Here is a 19,509-nt window from a genome sequence, read left to right on the forward strand (position 1 = left end):
TTAATAAATTAAGTATATTAAATTTTATACGATAAATATAAAGAAAAATTAAAATATATAAGGGGTAAATTTGAATGATGGGTTTTAAAAGATGGTCTTTAGTAAAAAAAACTGTTACTTTTACTACAATAATACTTTTATTATATAGTCTAATTTTAGGTGCAGTAACATCTATAAAAACTAAAAATAATATACAACAAGAATTTAATAAGAATATTGTCAACACATTAAATGTAATTACTGCAAATATAGATGGTGATAAACTTGAGGAATTAATAAAAAAAGGTAAAGAATATAATGGTTACTATGATGAATTGCATCAATATTTAAAAGATGCCAAAGAAAAAAGTGACTTTAGATTTTTGTATACAATAGGAAAATTTAAAGATAATAATTTTTATTATTTAGTAGAAGGATTAGATGAAAATAGTGAAGAGTTTACAGGTTATGGAGAACAAGTTGAAGTCACAGAAGATGAAGAGATTAATTATAAAGATGAAAATGAAGCTTTAAAAAAAGGAAGTTATGTTACAGATATAGAGTATTATGAGGAATGGGGATATTTAATAACTGCTAATGTAGCTATATATAATAGCAAAAATGAACCAGTAGCAATTTTAGCGGCAGATTTGAATGCAAATGAGTATAATAGTACTTTAGATAAAACCACATATTTTATTATAGCTAATTTAATTTTTGGTGGAATTCTTATAGCGATTTTTATAGGAATTTATTTATTTAAGGCATTAAAACCTATGAAAAAGATTGAAAATGCAGTATCAAGTATTGCAAAAGGAAATCTAAATGTTTCTTTAGATGTAAAATCAGAAGATGAAATAGGTAAAATATCTAAAGCTATGAATGATATGGGGTCAAATTTAAATAATATAGTTAGTAATATAACCAATAATTCTAAAAATGTATTTATATATTCTAATGATTTGCAAGAACAATCTGAACAATTTACATCTTCAGCAAAACAAGTAGTTGAAAAAACAGGAGAAATAGCTGAGTTTTCTGAAATACAATATGACAAGATACAATTAATTGTTGATAAAGCAAAGAGTATTAATTCAGAAGTAGAAAATATTATTAATAAACTTGAAAAAGTTGCATCGGAGATTGAAACATCTCATAGTCATGCAGAACAAGGTGAAAATATAATAAAAAATTCTACAGATAAAATTATAACAGCTAATAATAGCATGGAAGTATCTAAAGAAAAGATTTTAGAACTAGATAAGAAAATAAATGATATTATAAATTTTGTAGAAGTAATAACTAATATTTCTGATCAAACGAATCTTTTAGCATTAAATGCTTCAATAGAATCATCTAGAGCTGGAGAAGCTGGCAAAGGATTTAGTGTGGTTGCTGAAGAAGTAAGAAAATTAGCAGATGAATCTTCAAAAGCAACTAAAGAAATAAATACTATTCTTAAAGATATTAACTTAAGTTCTAAAGAAGTTTTTTCATCAATTGATAAAACTTATAATGATTTAAAACAAGGGACATCAAGTTCTAAAGAGGCAGAAAAATATTTTGTAAATATACTTGCCTCAAGTAATAATGTGAAAAATAATACCTCAGAAGTTTTAAAAAGTATAGATAATTATTCAAAAGAGACAGAGGATATTTTAGTTGCAGTTAAAGATGCAGATGATAGTATTGAAAAGTTATCTAAGAGTTGTGAAAGTATTTCAAAAATATCAGAAGAACAATTTGCATCTTCAGAAGAAATATTAAGATATGCTTCAGAATTAAAAATGGTATCAGAAAAACTTGATGAATCTATTAAGGTTTTTAATATCCATAGTTAAAATTATAAAAATATTAGCCCCTCTGGGGTACCCCAGAGGGGCTAATATTTTTATATATCAGTTGATTCTAAATTTTCTCTTCTATTATCTAATGGATTAAGATTTATGTGATGAATTCTTTTGTTTTCATCAGCATTTAAAATAAGTCTATCTAAATAAATTCTACCATCTGGAGTGTTAGCTACAACACAAGGTTCACCATTTATTCTATGATTAACCCAAGTATATTCCTCAGTTACAACAGTTTTTAAATCTTTAGCAGAAATTAAAGCTTTTGAATGTGCGTTGCCATATTTATCTTTTAATATTATAGCAACAGTTTTATCATCAATTTTTTCAACTTCGTTTAATTCATTTCTTTTAAAGATTCTTAAATTAACTCTTCTATTGTCTAAAGTGTCACCATTTATATGTATAACAGGTGTAGCAGGATTAACATCCATAATAACTGTTTGTAGGCTTTGCTTTAAAGGCTTAGATTTTTTATTAAGCTTAGTTGAACTTATATTTTGAACTAAATAACTATTAAAATCTTTATGCCATTCAGCAAACCAAATTCCAGCATTTTTAACCTTTTCTAAGTCAACATTATCTATTTTAGCAGTAAGTGAAGTTCCATTTTTCTTTAATACAGTCATTAATGTAAAGTTTTCTTTGGATTCGAATTCATTCTTTGTAGTTTTATAATTAGTATTTATGATGTATACCTTCTTTCTTTATATTTAGTCACATCCCTAAAAATAATAGACAACCATTTGGGCCTATTACTTTATGTCATGTGCCTTAATAGCGTTTATTATGTCATTTAGTTATTATAACAAATTAACATAACAAAAGATATTAAAATAAGTATTTTAAATATACTCCAATATACCCCTGGGGTACCCCAGGGGTATATTTTTTCATTATTACAAAAAATATACATAGTTTTTATAATAATATAAATTAAAAAATAATATATAGATATAAAAAAATGGGAATTAAATACGATAATAAAACAGAATATGAATTATTTAATAAAATAACCATTAATAGGTAAGGAGGATTTATGAAAAGAGAAAAATCGATAGTTAAAAAAATAGCAATAAGTTCAGTCACGGTTACAGTGCTTAGCATTATAATATTAACAGTAGCTGTATTTTTTATGGTGTTCAAAGAGAATCAGGATAATTTTATAGGAAATGCAAATAAGTATAATAAAAATTTAGAGCAAACGTTAACATCATATTTTAATAGTATAGAACTAAATTTAGATGGTATTATGAAATCAAAAAATGCAAGTGAATTAAGTAATAATTCAATAACTACATATGTTGATAAAATAGGTGAAGGTGGAATTGTAAAGATGACACCAGATCAAAATGGAGAATTTGAAGCAGATCTATATAATTATTTTAAGAGCATTGCAGAAAGTAATCCTATGATTAAAACAATGAGTTTTGCATCTCAAAAAGATGGTGGTTATGTACAATATCCAGCAGAAGACAGAAAGAATAATTATGACCCAAGAGAAAGAGGTTGGTATAAAGATGCATTAAATGGTGATGGAATAAAATACAATATATTCTCAACTACTAATGGAAATTTAGCTGTTGCTGCTGTAAAACAACTTAAGGTAAATGGTGAAGTTATAGGAGTTTTTAATATAGGTTTATCGCTAGATACAATAGTTAATACTACAGAGAATTATAAAACAGGTGACTTAGGAAGAATTTTAGTTGTAGATTCAAATAATGTAATTATTGCTGATAGTGATAAGAAGTATACTAGTAAAAAAATAGAAGATATTGAATTAAAAGATGAGTATAAAGACAAGCTATTAAAAGAAAATATAATTTTAGATTATAAGGGCAATAAATATCAAACTGTTATTGATAACTTTAATAAAAACAATTTAAATCTTACAATAGTTTCTATGGTATCTAAATCTGAAATGTTAGGTTGTGCAAAAAAGACGGTTTCTATTATATCAATAATAACAATTTTAATAATAATAATTTTAATCTTTATATGGATTAAATTAAGCAAGAATATAAGTAATATAATGAATAAAATTATAAAATTATTAGGTAATATAGGAAATGGAAATTTAAATATTGAAATTGAAAAAGAACTTTTAGATAGAGAAGATGAAATTGGAATGATTTGTAACAGTATAAGTAAAACGAAAGACTCAATTAAAGGGGTAATTGAGCAGTTAAATGAAAGTGTGGAAAAAGTTGAGGATGGAATTATTAAATTAAATGATGTTTCATCAACAGTAAATAATTCATCAAGTAGAGTATTGTTATCAGTACAAAATGTTGCAGAAGGGTCTAGTACACAAGCAAGTAGTTTAATGGATATTAATAATGTATTAAATGATTTTAATGAAAAGATTAAGAATATAGTTCTCAATATTGATAATTTAAATATTAGTGCAAAAGATGTTAAATCAGATAATATTGATAATAAGATAATAATGGATGGGATAGTGTCTAGTTCAGATGAGGTTTCTTCAAAGGTTAAGGAATTTAATAATAAGATAGGAACTTTAGGAAAGAGTATAACTAAGATTGGTGAAATTATAGGCGTTATAAATGGAATGTCTGAGCAAACTAATCTTTTAGCATTAAATGCATCAATTGAAGCAGCACGTGCAGGGGAGGCAGGAAAAGGATTTGCAGTTGTTGCAGATGAAGTTAAAAATTTAGCAGAACAAAGTAGACAAGCGGCGAAAGAAATAGAAGATATTATTAATGAAAATATTAAGCTTATGGATACTATTTCAATAGAATCAAATGGTGTTAATAAAACTATAGAAAAGCAAGTTATAGAGATGAAAAAAGGTGTAAATATATTTTCTAAAGTTAATCAAAGTTTAGATATTATAATTCCACAAATAGAATTAATAGATACTGATATTAATCATATACAAATAAAAAGTGGTAAGATATTTGAAAAAGTAGAGGAAATATCATCAGTTTCAGAAGAAGTATCTGCTTCATCACAAGAAATAGTGTCTCTAGCAAGCGAGCTAGAAAATGTAACAGGAGATATATATAGTTTATCAAATAATCTTAATGAAGTTTCACATGAAGTTACAGAAGGACTTCAAAAATTTGATATATAGATGTTGTGTAGTAGCTTATTTTATGTGAAAAAATGGGACAGTAGATAATTTTGGTTTTTTACACAAAATTATCTACTGTCCCACTGTCCTATAAAATTAGCTACTATCTATATTATTATATTACTTTACTTTGTAATGATAGATTATTTATCATTAGTGATATTTCAATCTAGTAATAAGCAAGTGTTATTGTTCCATCGACCTCTATACAAATATTTAAATTCTTCATTTAAATTTACCTCTATGGTTATAATACTATTTAAAGGTTAAAATAACAATTAAGTTTAGATTAAGGCACATGAAATAAAATAATAGATCAAAGAGGAGTTGTATATTTTGTGTCAGACAAGGAAGTAAACTTACTTAATAACAGCTATTAGCTAAATTTACTGACGCAGTATCACACAAAATAGACTAGAATACTGGTATATTATTTTTTGAATGTGCCTAAATATAATTAAATTTTATTGAGGGTGATAAAAGTGATTAAAAGAATTGGTTATGCTTGTATAAATAATAATTTAAAGCCAAGAAATTTTCAGCAATGTAGGCTTAATTCTGTATACAAATATGGAATAGATTATTTAAGAGATAAGATAGTTAATAATTTGGAGTTAATTAAAGATATATTAAGGTGGAATATTGATAATGGAATATTTATGTATAGAGTTACTAGCAATCTATTACCTTTAGTAGAGCATCCTGATATATTAAAAGATTTTGAGTGGAGATGGAAACAAGATAAAGAATTATTAAATATAATGTATGAAATAAAGAATATCGTACAAAAAAATGATATTAGACTTTCGATGCATCCAGATCAATTTACAGTCCTAAACAGTACTAAAACAAGTGTTGTTGAAAACAGTATAAATTATTTAAATCATCATTATGAAATATTAAATCTTCTTGGTGGGAATGATATTATTATCCATACTGGGGGAGTTTATGGAGATAAAACTAGTGCTATTGATAGATTTATAGAGGTATACAAGGAGTTATCAAAAGGCATTAAAGAGATGTTAAGGTTAGAAAATGATGATGTTTCATTTAATATAGATGATGTATTATTTATAAGTAAAAAGACTTCTATCCCAATAGTTTTAGATGTGCATCATCATCGTTGTAATAAAAAAAGAGAGATAACAAATGATGATATAAAGATTATAAAAGATACATGGAAGAATACAGGAATTATTCCTAAGATGCATATTAGTAGCGGGAAAACAGGTTTTTATGATAAAAGTCATGGTGATTATATATTAGAAGAAGATATTAAATCATTTATTTCATTAATTCAAGATATTGAGATTGATTTAATGGTAGAGGCTAAGGAAAAAGATAATGCTGCTTTAAGATTAATAAACTATTTATAGGAGGAAGATATTTATGATAGATAAAAATAAGCCAACTATATTATTAAGTAGATGTTTAGAGGAAGCTTGTCGCTATGATGGTACTGCGAAAAAGAATACATTTATAGATAGGTTAAAACCTTATGTAAATATAATTACAGTATGTCCAGAAATGGATATTGGTTTGCCAACTCCTAGAGAAGCTTTAAGATTAATTGAAAGTGATTATGGATATTCATTAGTTTTTTCTAAAACAGGAAGTGATTTAACAGAAAAAATGAATAAATTTTCAGATGAATTTATTGATAAATTATTATCATTGAAAATTGATGGTGCTATATTAAAGAGTAAATCACCTTCATGTGGAATAAATGATGTTAAAATTTATAAGAGTTTTGGTAAGTCAGCTAAAATTTCTAAAAAAACTAATGGGATTTTTGCAGAAAAGCTAATTAATAGAGTTAATAGTATACCAATAGAGGATGATGGAAGATTAACTAATTTTAACATAAGAGAACATTTCTTAACTAGATTATTTGCTATGTTTAATTTTAAACAAGTTGAAGAATGTAAATCTATCAATGAACTTATAAAATTTCAAAGTGAGTATAAATATTTATTAATGGCCTATAGTCCCTTAAAACAAAAGCAATTAGGAAGGATAGTTTCAAATACTGATAAAGAAAATATAGAAAAATCGCTGACAGAATATAAGGAACTTTTATCAAAGGCATTATCTGTATCTCCAAGTACAATGAGAAATATAAATATGTTATTACATCTTTTTGGATATTTTTCTAAGGATTTAACTACAAAAGAAAAAGCATTTTTTTTAGATAATTTAGAAAGATATAGACAGAAAAAGGTACCATTTTCTTTGCCTTTGACAATAATAAATTCTTGGGTTATAAGATTTGATAATAAGTATCTTTTAAGTCAAAAGATATTTCAAGCATTTCCTATAGAATTAGTTGAAGTAACTGATTCTGGAAAAGGAATATAAATTTATATACAAATTATATACAAAGATAAAAATCTAGTAACTTAATTAGAACATATATATTAAAAATAAAGGAGATGATTCATTATAAAAAAGCATAATAATATTTTAATTTATATTAATAGGATTTTTTTTATGGCATTAGGTGCACTTTTAGCATCAGTAGGACTTGAAATATTTTTAATACCTAATAATATAATTGATGGTGGAATGACAGGAATATCGATAATGGCAAGTTATTTAACAAAAGCTGAATTGGGAATATTTATATTTATATTTAATTTACCTTTTGTTATTATAGGTTATAAACAAATAGGAAAGACATTTGCCTTATCAACTATATTTTCAGTAATATGTTTATCAATTTGTGTAAGTTTATTTCACTCTGTTCCAAGTATAACACAAGATATATTACTTGCTACTATATTTGGTGGTATAACACTTGGTGTAGGGGTTGGATTAATTATAAGAAATGGTGGTTCGCTAGATGGAACTGAAATTGTAGCGATAATATTAGATAAAAAAAGTGCATTTTCTATTGGTGAAATAGTTATGTTCTTTAATCTATTTATATTAGGAAGTTCTGCTTTTATATTTGGATGGGATAGAGCAATGTATTCTTTAATAGCTTATTTTATAGCCTTTAAAACAATAGATATTACTGTTCAAGGTCTTGATGAATCAAAAGCAGTAATTGTTGTTTCTGAAAAAAGCAAAGATATTTCTGAAGCTATAATGGCAAGGCTAGGAAGAGGAGTTACCTTTTTTGATGGAAAAGGTGCTTATAGTGGTAATAAAACAAATGTAATATATGTTGTTTTATCAAGACTTGAAATAGCAAAATTAAAAAATATTGTACACGGTTTTGATGAAGATGCCTTAATTACAATCACAAGTGTTGAAGGCACAGGAAAAAGATATGGAAAGAAAGCTATACATTAGAGATAATTTTAAATTTGGCATGGAGAAGTTGCATACAAAAATAAAGTTGTTATAAAAGCATTTATTTTTGTAACTTTTTATATTTATTAACTATTTAATAGTAAATTAGCTAATAATAGATTAAGAGAATAATAAAGCTGTTTTTTCAAGAAAGAATTAAACATAAGATGGTTATATAGTAATAAAGAAGCTAATGATATTAAAGGGAACATTGGCTTGTGTTATAATTGTCTTAAAATATAGCGAAATTTTAAGAGGGGAAGTGAGATGGTGAGGAAAAGGTTTAATACAACAGGGGTGTGTATCCCTAGAAAGCATTACATGGTAGATATATCAAAGAAGATAGATGAAATAGAAAAACTTGTAGAGGAAGAATTTTATTTTGTTATAAATAGGCCAAGACAGTTTGGAAAAACAACAACATTGAATGAATTATATAAGAGATTAAATAGTAAATACAGCGTAATAAGAATGGATTTTGAACTTATAGGAGAAGATTTTGCAAGTGAAGAGAGATTTTGTGAAACTTTTGTAGATTATATGTCTAGATTCACTAATATAGATATAAGAAAAGCATCAACATTAACGGAGCTTTCAAATAGAATAATGGATTTGACAAAAGACAATGAAATTATACTTATTATAGATGAAGTTGATAAAAATTCTAGTAATAAATTATTTTTAAGTTTTCTTGGTATGCTTAGATCTTTATATTTAAGTAGAGAGCAGGATCTTGCTACAACTTTTAAATCAGTTATATTAGCAGGTGTGTATGATATTAAAAACTTAAAGTTAAAGGTTAGAGATAATTCTGAAATAAGATATAATTCACCGTGGAATATAGCAGTTAATTTTAATATAGACATGAGTTTTAGTGAGATAGAAATAGGAACTATGTTAAGAGAATATGCTGATGAAAATGCATTAACATTAAATATAGAACTTCTTAGCAAGGAGATATATAAATTTACATCAGGATATCCATTTTTAGTATCAAGAATATGCCAAATAGTAGATGAGATTTTATTAGCAGAAGATAAAAGGGAATGGACACCATTTGATATACAAAGAGCAGTAAAATTATTATTAGAAGATAAAAATACATTATTTGATGATTTAATTAAAAATCTTGAAAATAATTCGAATTTATATGAGTACTTGTATAATATTTTAGTTAGTGGTTTACAAATAACATACAATATAAACAATCCCACTATAGATTTAGGGCATATGTTTGGATATTTAATAAAAGATGAAAATAACAATACTATTGTATCAAATCAGATTCTTAAAGAAGTTATTTACAATTATATGATATCAAAAACAGATACTAGAACAATGTCTAGATATAATTTTAAAGATAATTTTATAAATGAAGATAATACGCTTGATATGGAGAATGTATTATTAAGATTTCAACAATTTATGAAAGAAAATTATAGTTCTAAAGATAAGGAGTTTTTAGAAAGGCAAGGCGTTCTTTTATTTTTATCATTTATAAAACCAATAATTAATGGAGTAGGCTTTGATTATAAAGAAGTTCAGATTTCTGAGGAAAGAAGATTAGATATTGTTATTCAATATAATAAATGTAAGTATATTATAGAAACAAAAATTTGGCATGGAGAAGTTGCACATAAAAAAGGTTTAAATCAATTAAAAAATTATCTTGAAATAGAAGGTTTAAATAAAGGATATTTATTGATATTTAACTTTAATGAAAATAAAAAATACACTCATAGTGAATATTGTTTAGATGATAAAACTATATTTGAAGTTATTGTTTAGCCACATTCAAAAAAATAATAGCCCAGTATCTGCATTAAAAGAAATAGTAGTTTCACGATTAAAAGTGAAGCTACTATTTTTTTTGATGTATAGACCAGGAAATTATAGAATTTTTGAAGACTTAAAGAGTGATAAAATCTAAGGTGAAGGATATATTTTTGAATTGACAATGGACAATGGACAATTGACAATGTAGGATGAAATCACTCTGTGATTTCTAAAAAAATATATATTAAATAAAGCCCGTGGTTTTCAACTGCAATTGTCAACTGTCAATTGAAACATGCTTTTTGTTGGTTAAAATTATTTTATATGAAAAATGAACCATTTATAGACTTGAAGGCTCTTATATATAGATGCATCTTAAAAGGGATTATTTAGGAAAGGAGATATTACCAGTGAATGAAGCAAAGATTGTTAAAAAAATCCAGGCTGGTGACATGAATGCTTTGGGGGAAATATTTGAAATATATAAAGATCAGGCATTTAAATACTCATATCTTATTACAGGTAATAAATTTACAAGTGAGGATATTGTGCAAGAGACATTTATAAAATGTTATTTAAGTGCAAAGAGTTTAAGAAATGTAGATCAGTTTAAATCGTGGTTCTTTAAAATACTTACAAGAATTGCATGGAAACATGCAGGTAAGGATAAAAAAGCATTACCATTAGAAAATATTTTTGAAAAAGCTGACAATAACAGCATTGAAAAATCAATAAATATGTATATAAAAGATCAGGAGGCAGAAACACTTCATGCTGAAATTGAGCATTTAGATTTAAAACAAAGAACCGTTATAGTACTTTTTTATTTTAATGAATTGTCTGTAAAAGAAATTGCAAAAGTTATGGGGTGTTTTGAAGGTACAGTAAAATCAAGACTTCATAGTGCAAGAAAAAAATTAAAGGCAAGTCTATTAAATAATGAAGATACTAGATATGAAAAGATAAAGGGGTGTGAATCTTAATGAGAAGAAAATTTAATGAGGATATAGATAGAAAAATTACTGAATGTTTAAATAATAAAGCAGAAGAGATTTCAACTCCAGAAAATATGTTTTTTAAAATTAGAGGTGAAATTTTAAAAGAGAAAAAGGGAGGATTTTTAGATATGAAATTTAGATTTTTAAAGGGTAAAACAATAATAGTAGCAGGACTTTTATGTATAGCAACAACAGTAAGTTGTGTTGCAGCAACAAATGGTAGACATTGGATTTCAAGTACTTCTAGAGCTACTGAAATTAAGAACTTTCCTACAGAGGATAAGGTAAAAGATACAGTAGGATTTTCACCTAAATATGTAGATTCATTTGAAAATGGGTTTAAATTTGAGTCATTTAATGTTTGTAATGAAGCAGAAACGGATGATAATGGAAATGAAGTTAGAAAACTAAAATCAGCAGAGTTTGATTATAAAAAAGCAGGAGCTCAAAAAGGTCAAAGTTTATCTATGAACGCTCAAGCTATAGATGAAAAAGAGTTTGATCAGAATATAGAAATGTTTAAAGATAACATGACAGAATATAAAGGTGTTAAAATATATTACCATAGTATGCATAATAAATTTGTTCCAGAAGGTTATGTAAAGGCAGAAGAAGAGATAAAATTAATGGAAGAAGGAAAGTTAAATATAGGCTATGGTAGTGATGAAATTCGTGAGTCTGATAGTCAATCTGTTTATTGGTATCAAAATGGTATTCAATATTCAATTTTTAATATGGAATATAATGATGTTGATAAAGATCAAATGATAAAAATGGCTCAAAATGTTATAGATAAATAAATTTTAAAAAATAGACTAGCATACTGACTTGTTATTTATTTTAATGTGCCTAATTAAATATTGAGTTGATATTGTAGTATGTACTAGAATATCAACTCTATTTAAAAATATAGTTAAATAAAGATAATAATACAAAAATGATTGTCTTTAACTTATATGACATTTAGACAATCATTTTTACTATTTAGTATTGATATAATTACCACTTATTTCATTTATATTATCTACTACAATAATTGTTTGATCTTCATCATCTTTGAAATTATATCTCATAGAAACACATCCAGATTTTTTTGTACTCTTATAATAATTGTTATAAGTCTTTAAATTGTAATTATTTTCCATTTTATATACGCCTCCAACCTTGATTGATAATATTAATATTCATATTCATTCTTTCAACATTTCCTTCAAAAATATAAGCATTGGATTCATTCAGTGTTTCAATTATTCCTGAATAAACAGAAAAATCACCATTATTATCAGCACAGTTTTCAGCTACAAATGGAGTATTTAGCATAAAATCATTTTCATATGTTTTATATAAATCCCAAATTTTTTTTTCAAATGCATCATCACAATAGGTTACAGGAAGTTTAATATCTTCTTTTGCTTCTTTTCGTGTAATCATATAGTTATGAGAAGGCAATCTTTCAGTAAGAATATTTACAATTTCATTTATTTTATATTCATCTTTATAATCCATATGTATTAATAAAAGTTTTTTTGCTATAGAACGTATAAGTGCATGAGTTCTATACACGCTTCCAGCAGCAAGAGGATGAACATATTGAGTTAATTTCATAAACATATTCATTAAGGATTCATCTGTTTTAATACCAACTATATCTTTTGCTAAAGATATAAATGAGTAGACATCTTCAACATTAATAGGGAGTTGATTCTGTAAATCATTATCCTTAGTATTAAAAGGCGTGATTATATTAGGATCAACTGGACTTAATTCAGACATTTTTCCCATAACTATTTCTGAAGCACCAAGACATATAAGTGTTCCTGAACTGTATGCTTTATAAGGGACAATAACTGAAAAGTTATCAGTAAACTCATAAATAAGTTCTACTAACCTTAAAGCTGTTAGAACATCACCACCTTTTGTATATAAAATTAAATCAATTTTATCATTTTTATCAATATTTTTTAATTGATTATAAAATATTGGAATAATATCAGGTGCAATTCTTATACTTACATTTTTTCTATCACCACAAATGTAGCAAATTACTTTTGAGTTTCTTATCTCTGAAATCTCTTTTATAAGAGATTTTCTATTATTATCCATACGTTCACCACTTTCTTTTTATGTTCTCTTTTGAAATACTTAATTAGTTTATACAAAAAAAAATAAATTATATATGTTCTAATGTGATTTATTTATAAAGTACTTAGTTTTAATTTAAGTATAAATTTTTAACATAATATAACATAAAATTTTAAAGTATATATTTTTCTTCTTAGAACAAAATAATTGAGTAATTTAAAATTGATTTTTTTTTAGAGGAGGAATTACAATGAAAGTAAATACAAATTTAAACAATTCAGTATCAAAAATGCACTTATCACCAATAAGTTCAAATATTTCCTTTGGAGGAACAACTGTATCTTATGGTATTAGAGGAGAAGGTGGAAGTTCAATTAATGCCTTTAATAATCAAACTTTAGCTTCTGGTAATTGGGGAAATAATTGTGGTAATTGGGGAAATGGTCAATTAACAAATCAATGGCAACAATCACAAGAAATGTATCCTACTATTTCTGCTTCAAACTATAATCAATCTAATAGTGGAATGTATCATCATGGTAATCAATATGGAAATCAATTTTCTAATCAAAATTGTCAGTTAAACTATGTAAGAAGATTTACTCAAGGTCAATCATTACAACCTACTGTAGATATATCAGAAACATCAAATGATATAGTAATATCAGCATATGTATCAAATGGAATTATGGATGATATTTCATTAAATGTTTCAGAAGATTCTGTTACTATTTCAGGTTCAGTATGGAATGGAAATGATGGAATTGCTTTAAGAAGAATAATTCCACTTTCAACAACTGTAAGAGCTGAAGCTTGCGATGCTTCATTACAAAGTGGTATGCTTGAAATAAGATTACCAAAAACAGAAAAAATGAATAGAACTAGACCTACATTATCAAATGATTCGTCTAATATTAAATAATTAATAAAGTAAAAATATTATATAGTAAATATAAAAATAGTAGTGCTCTAATTAAATTTAGGTACTACTATTTTCATGTTTATAAATATATTATTCAAAATAAAGAAAATATTGACATATATATATCACAGTGATATATTATATATATCATAGTGATATATATAATAGAGGTGAAGTTAAATTGGCAAAGGTAAATAAAACTAGATATGCTCTTTTAGGAGTACTAAGTCTAATGTCAGGTTCAGGTTATGATATAAAAAAGTTTTGTGATTATTCTATAGGTCATTTTTGGAATGAAAATTATGGACATATATATCCTGTACTTAAAAAAATGGAAGAAGAATTTTTAATAACAAAAAAGGTTGAACAAACAGAAGGAAGACCATCAAAAAATATATATTCTATTACTGAAAAAGGTAGAGAAGAATTAGAAAAATGGATCACTCTTCCGGTAGAGCAAGAACCTATTAGATCAGAACTTTTGTTAAAAATATTTTTATCAAAAGATATACCAGTAAAAAATGTTATTGAAAAGATTCAAAAGTTAAAGGAAGATTCAGAAGAAAATCTTAAAAAATATTCAGAAGTTGAGAATTTGATTAAGGGTAAAAATGATATAGATAAAAAGAATTTAATATTATGGCTTAGTACCATTAATTTTGGAAAGCATGATGAGGAAGCAAAAATAAAATGGTGTGAAGAAACATTAAATGCTTTAGAAGAAATAAAAGATTTATAAAGTATTACACTATGTTTTAAGTGAATGTTTATACTACAATATTAACACTATTTTAAAACATAGCTAATAATAAAAGGGAGAGATTTGAAATGAAGGTTTTAGCTATAAATGGAAGTCCGAGAGGGGAAAAAGGGAATACACAGGTTCTTTTAAAGTCTTTTCTTAATGGATGTGAAGAAGCCGGTGCAGAAACAGAAATAGTATATCTTAAAGATAAAAATATAAAACATTGTAGTGGATGTTTTACTTGTTGGACAAAAACTCCAGGAAGGTGTATTCATAAAGATGATATGGAGGAATTACTTAACAAAATATCTGAAGCAGATATAATAGTTTATGCTACTCCTTTATATTATTATACTGTTACTGGGCTTATGAAGGATTTTATGGATAGAATGCTTCCGTTAAATAATAAAGAAATTGTCAAAGTTGATGAAGGGTACTCTCATCCAAGGAGATTTAAAAGAAAAACTTCTCTTAAGACTGTACTAATTTCAAATTCAGGATTTCCTGGTGCTTATAATTTTTCAGGATTATTAGAAACTTTTAAAGTGCTAACAAAAGGGAATCTGGCAGGCACTATTTTATGTTCACAAGGTGGAGTTCTTAATAGTGTTAATACTAATGATATATTAAGAAAAATGTATAGTCCATTTTTTGAAGCATTAAAAAGTGCTGGAAAAGAAGTAATAAATGATGGGTATATAAAATCTGAAACTCAAGAAATACTTGATAAAAATATTATTGATCCAGATGTTTATGTAAAAGCTGCAAATGAACATGCAAAATATTAGGGGGAAAAAGTAATGGAAAAATCAATTGGTAATTTAAATAAAAATAATTCAGTATTAAAAAATATATTAAATAAAGAGTTTGTTGTAAGTGCAATTATTCCTATTATAATATTTTCAATTTTTGATAAATTACAGATGACTTTTACTGGAATAATATTATCTGGAGTTTGGAGTATAGGAGTAGTTGTAATAAATTTTATTAAAGAACATAGAATTAATGCACTTGCATCGATGAGTGCTATCTTCTCTGGAATTGGACTTGTAGGTACAATTGTTTCTAAAAATCCAAATTTTTATTTAATATCTCCAATAATACAAGATATCTTATATGCTTTAATTTTTTTCGGATCATTATTATTTAAAAGATCATTAATTCAAGTAATAGTAGAGCAAAGTTATTTAAAAAATGTTTCTGAAGAATTTAAGAAGCAACCAGAGTATAAATCAGTTTGGAGAATACTTACTGTAGCATGGGGATTTTTAAATATAAGTCAAGCTGTTTTAAGAACTATATTGTTATACTCTGTATCTATGAGTTCATATTATGCAATAAGTACTTTATATAGCAATATTTCTTCTCCATTACTTATAGCATTTTCAATTTTGTTACCTAAATGGTATTGGAAAAATAAACATGTATATTAAAAGGATATGATGTTATATTTTATAAATATAATAAAAGTTCTAACTACTATGAAATCGTGATTATGACTTTTATTATTTTTAAAACATAGACAAATCTTATAATTAATGATTTTTTAATAAATAAGTATATTTATTATCTAAATATTTTAATATATAATAATATACAAATATTAAGTGAGGTGATAGGGATGAAAAAAAAGGTAATATTAAGTGTTTTATTTATGTTAATTATTACAATTATTTTATTTATACTTAAAACCTCTGTAGGATTGCATAAGGATGTTAAAAATGTTAGGATTCCTACTAAAGAAAGTAGACATTTGGGTGAAATGAGTACTTATAAATGGATTACAGTTAAAAAATTATCTAAAAAGTATGACATAAGTGAAGAAGAAATTTTTAAGACTTTTGAAATTGTTCCAGAACCAGGAGATGAAAATATACCTATTAAAAATTTATCTCAAAAATATAATATATCACTTGAAACAATGAAAAATAATTTATCTAAGATTATAGGACCATATGAAAATAAAAAAGGGAAAAAAGTATGAATCAAGTTATAATAGAATATTTAAGGATATATAATGTTTGGCTTTTGGGTGTTTTACTTTTGATTCAGTGTATAGGAATCCCAACAGGAGGAACTTTGTTAGTAATTGCTTCTGGAGCTTTTGCTTATGCTGGTGAGTTTAATATATTTATTCTTTTTATAGAAGTTTGGATTTTTTTATGTATTGGTGATGTAATAGCTTATATGTTATGGAATTTGATAGGACATAAGATATTAAATAAGTATCCTAAGCTTAGAATTTATGTTAAACCTAAAATATTAAAAGGACATAAATATTTAGAAAAGCATGGTAAGGGAGCAGTTTTTTATACTAGATTTTTAATATCACCAATGGGGCCGTTTATAAATGCAGCAGCAGGCATTACAGAATATAAATTATCTCACTTTGCTGTTTTTGCAGCTTTAGGAGAACTATTTTGGGCTTGCATGTATTTGGGATTAGGATATTGGTTTGGAGATTCATGGGAAAATATAATTCCAATAATAACTCAAATAAGTAGAATTTTTGTTTATATAATTATATTAATAATTATTTTATACTTTTTTATAAAAATACTTAAAGAAAAATAAAAATAAGTCAAGTTTTATAAATAAAAAAATTAGTAGCTTCCAAATTGCGTGTGGGGCTACTATTTTTTTGATATTTTATCTATAAGTAACACTACGAATTTTAATAGTGTTAATAAAATAAATAATAATATTAAAAAATTCTAAGGAGATATTATGTTATAATTTCTAGTGGAAATAATATCTTTATAAGATTTTATTAATGAATAAACTTTATTGGAACTTATATAAACTAAAGAATAGAATACGGAAGGGGATATAAATTTAAGTATGACTAAAACTGAAAAAAATAATATAAGCCGAAATAACTGGATAATTCTTGCGATAGTAGTTATGTCACCATTTATGGCATGTCTTGATAGTAGCATAATAAATGTAGCATTACCTGTTATGGCAAAGGATCTTTCAACAACTATGGCTGGTATACAACAAATAGTTACAACATATCTTATAGTAATTTCTGCAACTATACTTATATTTGGAAGATTAGGAGATATAAAAGGAAAAACAAGTGTATTTAAATACGGATTTATAATATTTGTTTTAGGTTCTTTATTGTGTGGAATATCAACTACACTTAATTTCTTAACATTTTCAAGAATAGTTCAAGGAATAGGTGCAGCTATGACTATGTCAACAAGTCAAGGAATTATAACACATACATTTCCAAAGAATGAAAGAGGAAGAGCACTTGGAATCTCTGGAACTTTCGTAGCACTTGGAACTTTACTTGGACCACCTTTAGGGGGATTAATAATATCAATAGTAAGCTGGGAGTACATATTTTTAATAAACGTTCCAATAGGAACACTAGCATTTATAGCAGCTATGAAATATTTACCTAAGGATAAAATAAATTTAAATACAAAGCAAACTTTAGATTATAAGGGAGCTATACTTTTTCTTATATGTATAGTTTCATTATTTCAAGGACTACTTACAGGGCAAAAGATTGGTTACAATCATATAACAGTAATTTTATCATTTATAATAGCTCTAGTTAGTTTTATTATATTTATTGTATTGGAATTAAAAATAGAAGATCCACTTGTAGATTTATCAATATTTAAAAATAGAGTTTTTTCTATTAATGTATTTTGTGCATTTTTATCATTTGTAGGAATCAGTTGTATAAATATAATACAACCTTTTTACCTTCAAGATGTATTGGAATTATCACCAGGTACAACTGGATTTATCATGATGGGTTATCCTATAGTTTTAACTGTTATAGCCCCATTAAGTGGATATTTAGCAGATAAAATAGGAAGTAAAATACTTACTTTAACAGGTCTTATGATAAGTGCGATAGGTTTATTTACTATGACAATTTTAAATGAACATTCATCATTTTTAATAATAATAATTTCTCTATCTATAGTAGCTTTAGGTAATGGGATTTTCCAATCACCTAATAATACTTTAGTTATGTCTTCAGTTGAAAAAAGTAAGCTTGGAATAGCTGGAGGATTAAATGCTCTTATTAGAAATTTAGGATTTGTTTTTGGAGTTTCATTTTCAACTACTGTATTGTATAACAGAATGAGTTATAAAATAGGGTATAGAGTATTAGGTTATGTAGAAGGTAGAGGAGATATATTTATATATGGTATGAAATGGGTATATGCTCTTGCTGCAATAGGATGTATTATAGGATTTATTATATCTTTAATTGATAAATTAGAGGTAAGAAATATTAAAAAGAACAACGAACCTAAAATTACTGAACAATCTATATAGGAAAGAATATGTGATTATGTATAATAGTTTGTTAATATAATAAGACTATGATAATATATAAGCCTAACACTAACGAATGGAGGAAATGAATTAATGGTTAATTTACCAAATTGTCCAAAATGTAATTCAGAATATACTTACGAAGACGGAAATCTTTTTATCTGCCCAGAATGTGCTCATGAATGGAATTTAGAATCACAAAATGCAGGTAATGATGATGAACTTGTTGTAAAAGATTCAAATGGAAACATTTTAAATGATGGTGATTCTGTAACAGTAATCAAAGATCTTAAAGTAAAAGGATGTTCATCACCTATTAAAAAAGGTACAAAAGTAAAGAATATACGTTTAGTTGATGGAGATCATAATATTGATTGTAAAATTGATGGTTTTGGTGCTATGCAACTAAAATCTGAATTTGTTAAAAAAGCATAAATTAAAAGCTC

Annotated in this window: 19 protein-coding genes; 16 read left to right on the forward strand and 3 right to left on the reverse strand. The window is 25.6% G+C overall.

The window, feature by feature from the left end; translation table 11 throughout:
* Nucleotides 1-74: 74 nt before the first annotated feature.
* Entirely contained in the window at nucleotides 75-1,820 is a 1,746-nt protein-coding gene (locus KYD98_RS11450; protein ID WP_219780176.1) for a methyl-accepting chemotaxis protein, read from the forward strand.
* 50 nt (nucleotides 1,821-1,870) lie between these two features.
* On the opposite strand, the gene KYD98_RS11455 is transcribed toward KYD98_RS11450, so the two are convergent.
* Nucleotides 1,871-2,458, reverse strand: a complete 588-nt coding sequence (locus tag KYD98_RS11455; RefSeq protein ID WP_219780177.1) for a hypothetical protein — start codon at nucleotides 2,456-2,458, stop codon at nucleotides 1,871-1,873.
* Between the two features lie 410 nt (nucleotides 2,459-2,868).
* Between KYD98_RS11455 and KYD98_RS11460 the strand changes: the two genes are divergently transcribed.
* The 7 genes from KYD98_RS11460 (at nucleotide 2,869) to KYD98_RS11490 (ending at nucleotide 11,803) form a co-directional block, all read left to right on the forward strand.
* Nucleotides 2,869-4,932: a methyl-accepting chemotaxis protein gene (locus KYD98_RS11460; protein WP_219780178.1), complete on the forward strand. Its 2,064-nt coding sequence runs from the start codon at nucleotides 2,869-2,871 to the stop codon at nucleotides 4,930-4,932.
* Nucleotides 4,933-5,414: 482 nt separating this feature from the next.
* Nucleotides 5,415-6,308 carry a UV DNA damage repair endonuclease UvsE gene (uvsE, locus tag KYD98_RS11465; protein WP_219780179.1) on the forward strand — a complete coding sequence of 298 codons (894 nt, stop codon included), beginning with the start codon at nucleotides 5,415-5,417 and terminating at the stop codon, nucleotides 6,306-6,308.
* Nucleotides 6,309-6,321: 13 nt separating this feature from the next.
* A complete protein-coding gene (locus KYD98_RS11470; protein WP_219780180.1) occupies nucleotides 6,322-7,290 on the forward strand; it encodes a YbgA family protein in 969 nt (322 codons plus the stop codon).
* Between the two features lie 132 nt (nucleotides 7,291-7,422).
* Nucleotides 7,423-8,229 carry a YitT family protein gene (locus KYD98_RS11475; protein ID WP_219780181.1) on the forward strand — a complete coding sequence of 269 codons (807 nt, stop codon included), beginning with the start codon at nucleotides 7,423-7,425 and terminating at the stop codon, nucleotides 8,227-8,229.
* Nucleotides 8,230-8,496: 267 nt separating this feature from the next.
* Nucleotides 8,497-10,017 (forward strand): GxxExxY protein, encoded by a 1,521-nt coding sequence (locus KYD98_RS11480; RefSeq protein ID WP_258049784.1) that lies wholly within the window; start codon nucleotides 8,497-8,499, stop codon nucleotides 10,015-10,017.
* A 398-nt stretch (nucleotides 10,018-10,415) separates the two neighbouring features.
* Nucleotides 10,416-10,988, forward strand: coding sequence for an RNA polymerase sigma factor (locus tag KYD98_RS11485; protein WP_219780182.1), 573 nt, complete (start codon nucleotides 10,416-10,418; stop codon nucleotides 10,986-10,988).
* The gene (locus KYD98_RS11490) at nucleotides 10,988-11,803 is read left to right on the forward strand and encodes a hypothetical protein (RefSeq protein ID WP_219780183.1); all 816 of its coding nucleotides are present in this window, start codon (nucleotides 10,988-10,990) and stop codon (nucleotides 11,801-11,803) included. Before KYD98_RS11485 ends, KYD98_RS11490 begins: the two co-directional genes overlap by 1 nt.
* Before the next feature lie 180 nt (nucleotides 11,804-11,983).
* Here KYD98_RS11490 and KYD98_RS11495 read toward each other — a convergent pair whose 3' ends face one another.
* Nucleotides 11,984-12,148, reverse strand: a complete 165-nt coding sequence (locus KYD98_RS11495; RefSeq protein WP_219780184.1) for a hypothetical protein — start codon at nucleotides 12,146-12,148, stop codon at nucleotides 11,984-11,986.
* A gap of 1 nt (nucleotide 12,149) precedes the next feature.
* On the reverse strand, nucleotides 12,150-13,106 hold the full coding sequence (locus tag KYD98_RS11500) for an SDH family Clp fold serine proteinase (protein WP_219780185.1): 957 nt from the start codon (nucleotides 13,104-13,106) through the stop codon (nucleotides 12,150-12,152).
* 229 nt (nucleotides 13,107-13,335) lie between these two features.
* Between KYD98_RS11500 and KYD98_RS11505 the strand changes: the two genes are divergently transcribed.
* The 8 genes from KYD98_RS11505 to KYD98_RS11540 all read left to right on the forward strand — a co-directional run bounded on the left by KYD98_RS11505 (nucleotide 13,336) and on the right by KYD98_RS11540 (nucleotide 19,498).
* Entirely contained in the window at nucleotides 13,336-14,007 is a 672-nt protein-coding gene (locus tag KYD98_RS11505; protein ID WP_219780186.1) for an Hsp20/alpha crystallin family protein, read from the forward strand.
* A gap of 181 nt (nucleotides 14,008-14,188) precedes the next feature.
* On the forward strand, nucleotides 14,189-14,746 hold the full coding sequence (locus KYD98_RS11510) for a PadR family transcriptional regulator (RefSeq protein WP_219780187.1): 558 nt from the start codon (nucleotides 14,189-14,191) through the stop codon (nucleotides 14,744-14,746).
* Between the two features lie 89 nt (nucleotides 14,747-14,835).
* A complete protein-coding gene (locus tag KYD98_RS11515; RefSeq protein WP_219780188.1) occupies nucleotides 14,836-15,540 on the forward strand; it encodes a flavodoxin family protein in 705 nt (234 codons plus the stop codon).
* A gap of 12 nt (nucleotides 15,541-15,552) precedes the next feature.
* A complete protein-coding gene (locus tag KYD98_RS11520) occupies nucleotides 15,553-16,185 on the forward strand; it encodes a VC0807 family protein (RefSeq protein WP_219780189.1) in 633 nt (210 codons plus the stop codon).
* 188 nt (nucleotides 16,186-16,373) lie between these two features.
* A complete protein-coding gene (locus KYD98_RS11525; RefSeq protein WP_219780190.1) occupies nucleotides 16,374-16,736 on the forward strand; it encodes a hypothetical protein in 363 nt (120 codons plus the stop codon).
* Complete coding sequence (locus tag KYD98_RS11530; RefSeq protein ID WP_219780191.1) at nucleotides 16,733-17,326, forward strand: DedA family protein; 594 nt, start codon at nucleotides 16,733-16,735, stop codon at nucleotides 17,324-17,326. Before KYD98_RS11525 ends, KYD98_RS11530 begins: the two co-directional genes overlap by 4 nt.
* 267 nt (nucleotides 17,327-17,593) lie before the next feature.
* Nucleotides 17,594-19,063, forward strand: a complete 1,470-nt coding sequence (locus KYD98_RS11535) for an MFS transporter (protein ID WP_219780192.1) — start codon at nucleotides 17,594-17,596, stop codon at nucleotides 19,061-19,063.
* Between the two features lie 93 nt (nucleotides 19,064-19,156).
* A complete protein-coding gene (locus KYD98_RS11540; RefSeq protein WP_219780193.1) occupies nucleotides 19,157-19,498 on the forward strand; it encodes a zinc ribbon domain-containing protein YjdM in 342 nt (113 codons plus the stop codon).
* Nucleotides 19,499-19,509: the final 11 nt, after the last annotated feature.

This window comes from Clostridium weizhouense (assembly GCF_019431045.1).
GTDB lineage: Bacteria > Bacillota > Clostridia > Clostridiales > Clostridiaceae > Clostridium > Clostridium weizhouense.

What these genes read in the sequence shown, in the direction of transcription:
- KYD98_RS11450 (WP_219780176.1), top strand. Translation starts at nt 75, where the DNA reads ATGATGGGTTTTAAAAGATGGTCTTTAGTAAAAAAAACTGTTACTTTT.
- KYD98_RS11505 (WP_219780186.1), top strand. Translation starts at nt 13,336, where the DNA reads ATGAAAGTAAATACAAATTTAAACAATTCAGTATCAAAAATGCACTTA.
- KYD98_RS11530 (WP_219780191.1), top strand. Translation starts at nt 16,733, where the DNA reads ATGAATCAAGTTATAATAGAATATTTAAGGATATATAATGTTTGGCTT.
- KYD98_RS11540 (WP_219780193.1), top strand. Translation starts at nt 19,157, where the DNA reads ATGGTTAATTTACCAAATTGTCCAAAATGTAATTCAGAATATACTTAC.
- KYD98_RS11515 (WP_219780188.1), top strand. Translation starts at nt 14,836, where the DNA reads ATGAAGGTTTTAGCTATAAATGGAAGTCCGAGAGGGGAAAAAGGGAAT.
- KYD98_RS11535 (WP_219780192.1), top strand. Translation starts at nt 17,594, where the DNA reads ATGACTAAAACTGAAAAAAATAATATAAGCCGAAATAACTGGATAATT.
- KYD98_RS11525 (WP_219780190.1), top strand. Translation starts at nt 16,374, where the DNA reads ATGAAAAAAAAGGTAATATTAAGTGTTTTATTTATGTTAATTATTACA.
- KYD98_RS11460 (WP_219780178.1), top strand. Translation starts at nt 2,869, where the DNA reads ATGAAAAGAGAAAAATCGATAGTTAAAAAAATAGCAATAAGTTCAGTC.
- KYD98_RS11490 (WP_219780183.1), top strand. Translation starts at nt 10,988, where the DNA reads ATGAGAAGAAAATTTAATGAGGATATAGATAGAAAAATTACTGAATGT.
- KYD98_RS11480 (WP_258049784.1), top strand. Translation starts at nt 8,497, where the DNA reads ATGGTGAGGAAAAGGTTTAATACAACAGGGGTGTGTATCCCTAGAAAG.
- KYD98_RS11475 (WP_219780181.1), top strand. Translation starts at nt 7,423, where the DNA reads ATGGCATTAGGTGCACTTTTAGCATCAGTAGGACTTGAAATATTTTTA.
- KYD98_RS11500 (WP_219780185.1), bottom strand. Translation starts at nt 13,106, where the DNA reads ATGGATAATAATAGAAAATCTCTTATAAAAGAGATTTCAGAGATAAGA.
- KYD98_RS11520 (WP_219780189.1), top strand. Translation starts at nt 15,553, where the DNA reads ATGGAAAAATCAATTGGTAATTTAAATAAAAATAATTCAGTATTAAAA.
- KYD98_RS11455 (WP_219780177.1), bottom strand. Translation starts at nt 2,458, where the DNA reads ATGACTGTATTAAAGAAAAATGGAACTTCACTTACTGCTAAAATAGAT.
- KYD98_RS11470 (WP_219780180.1), top strand. Translation starts at nt 6,322, where the DNA reads ATGATAGATAAAAATAAGCCAACTATATTATTAAGTAGATGTTTAGAG.
- KYD98_RS11495 (WP_219780184.1), bottom strand. Translation starts at nt 12,148, where the DNA reads ATGGAAAATAATTACAATTTAAAGACTTATAACAATTATTATAAGAGT.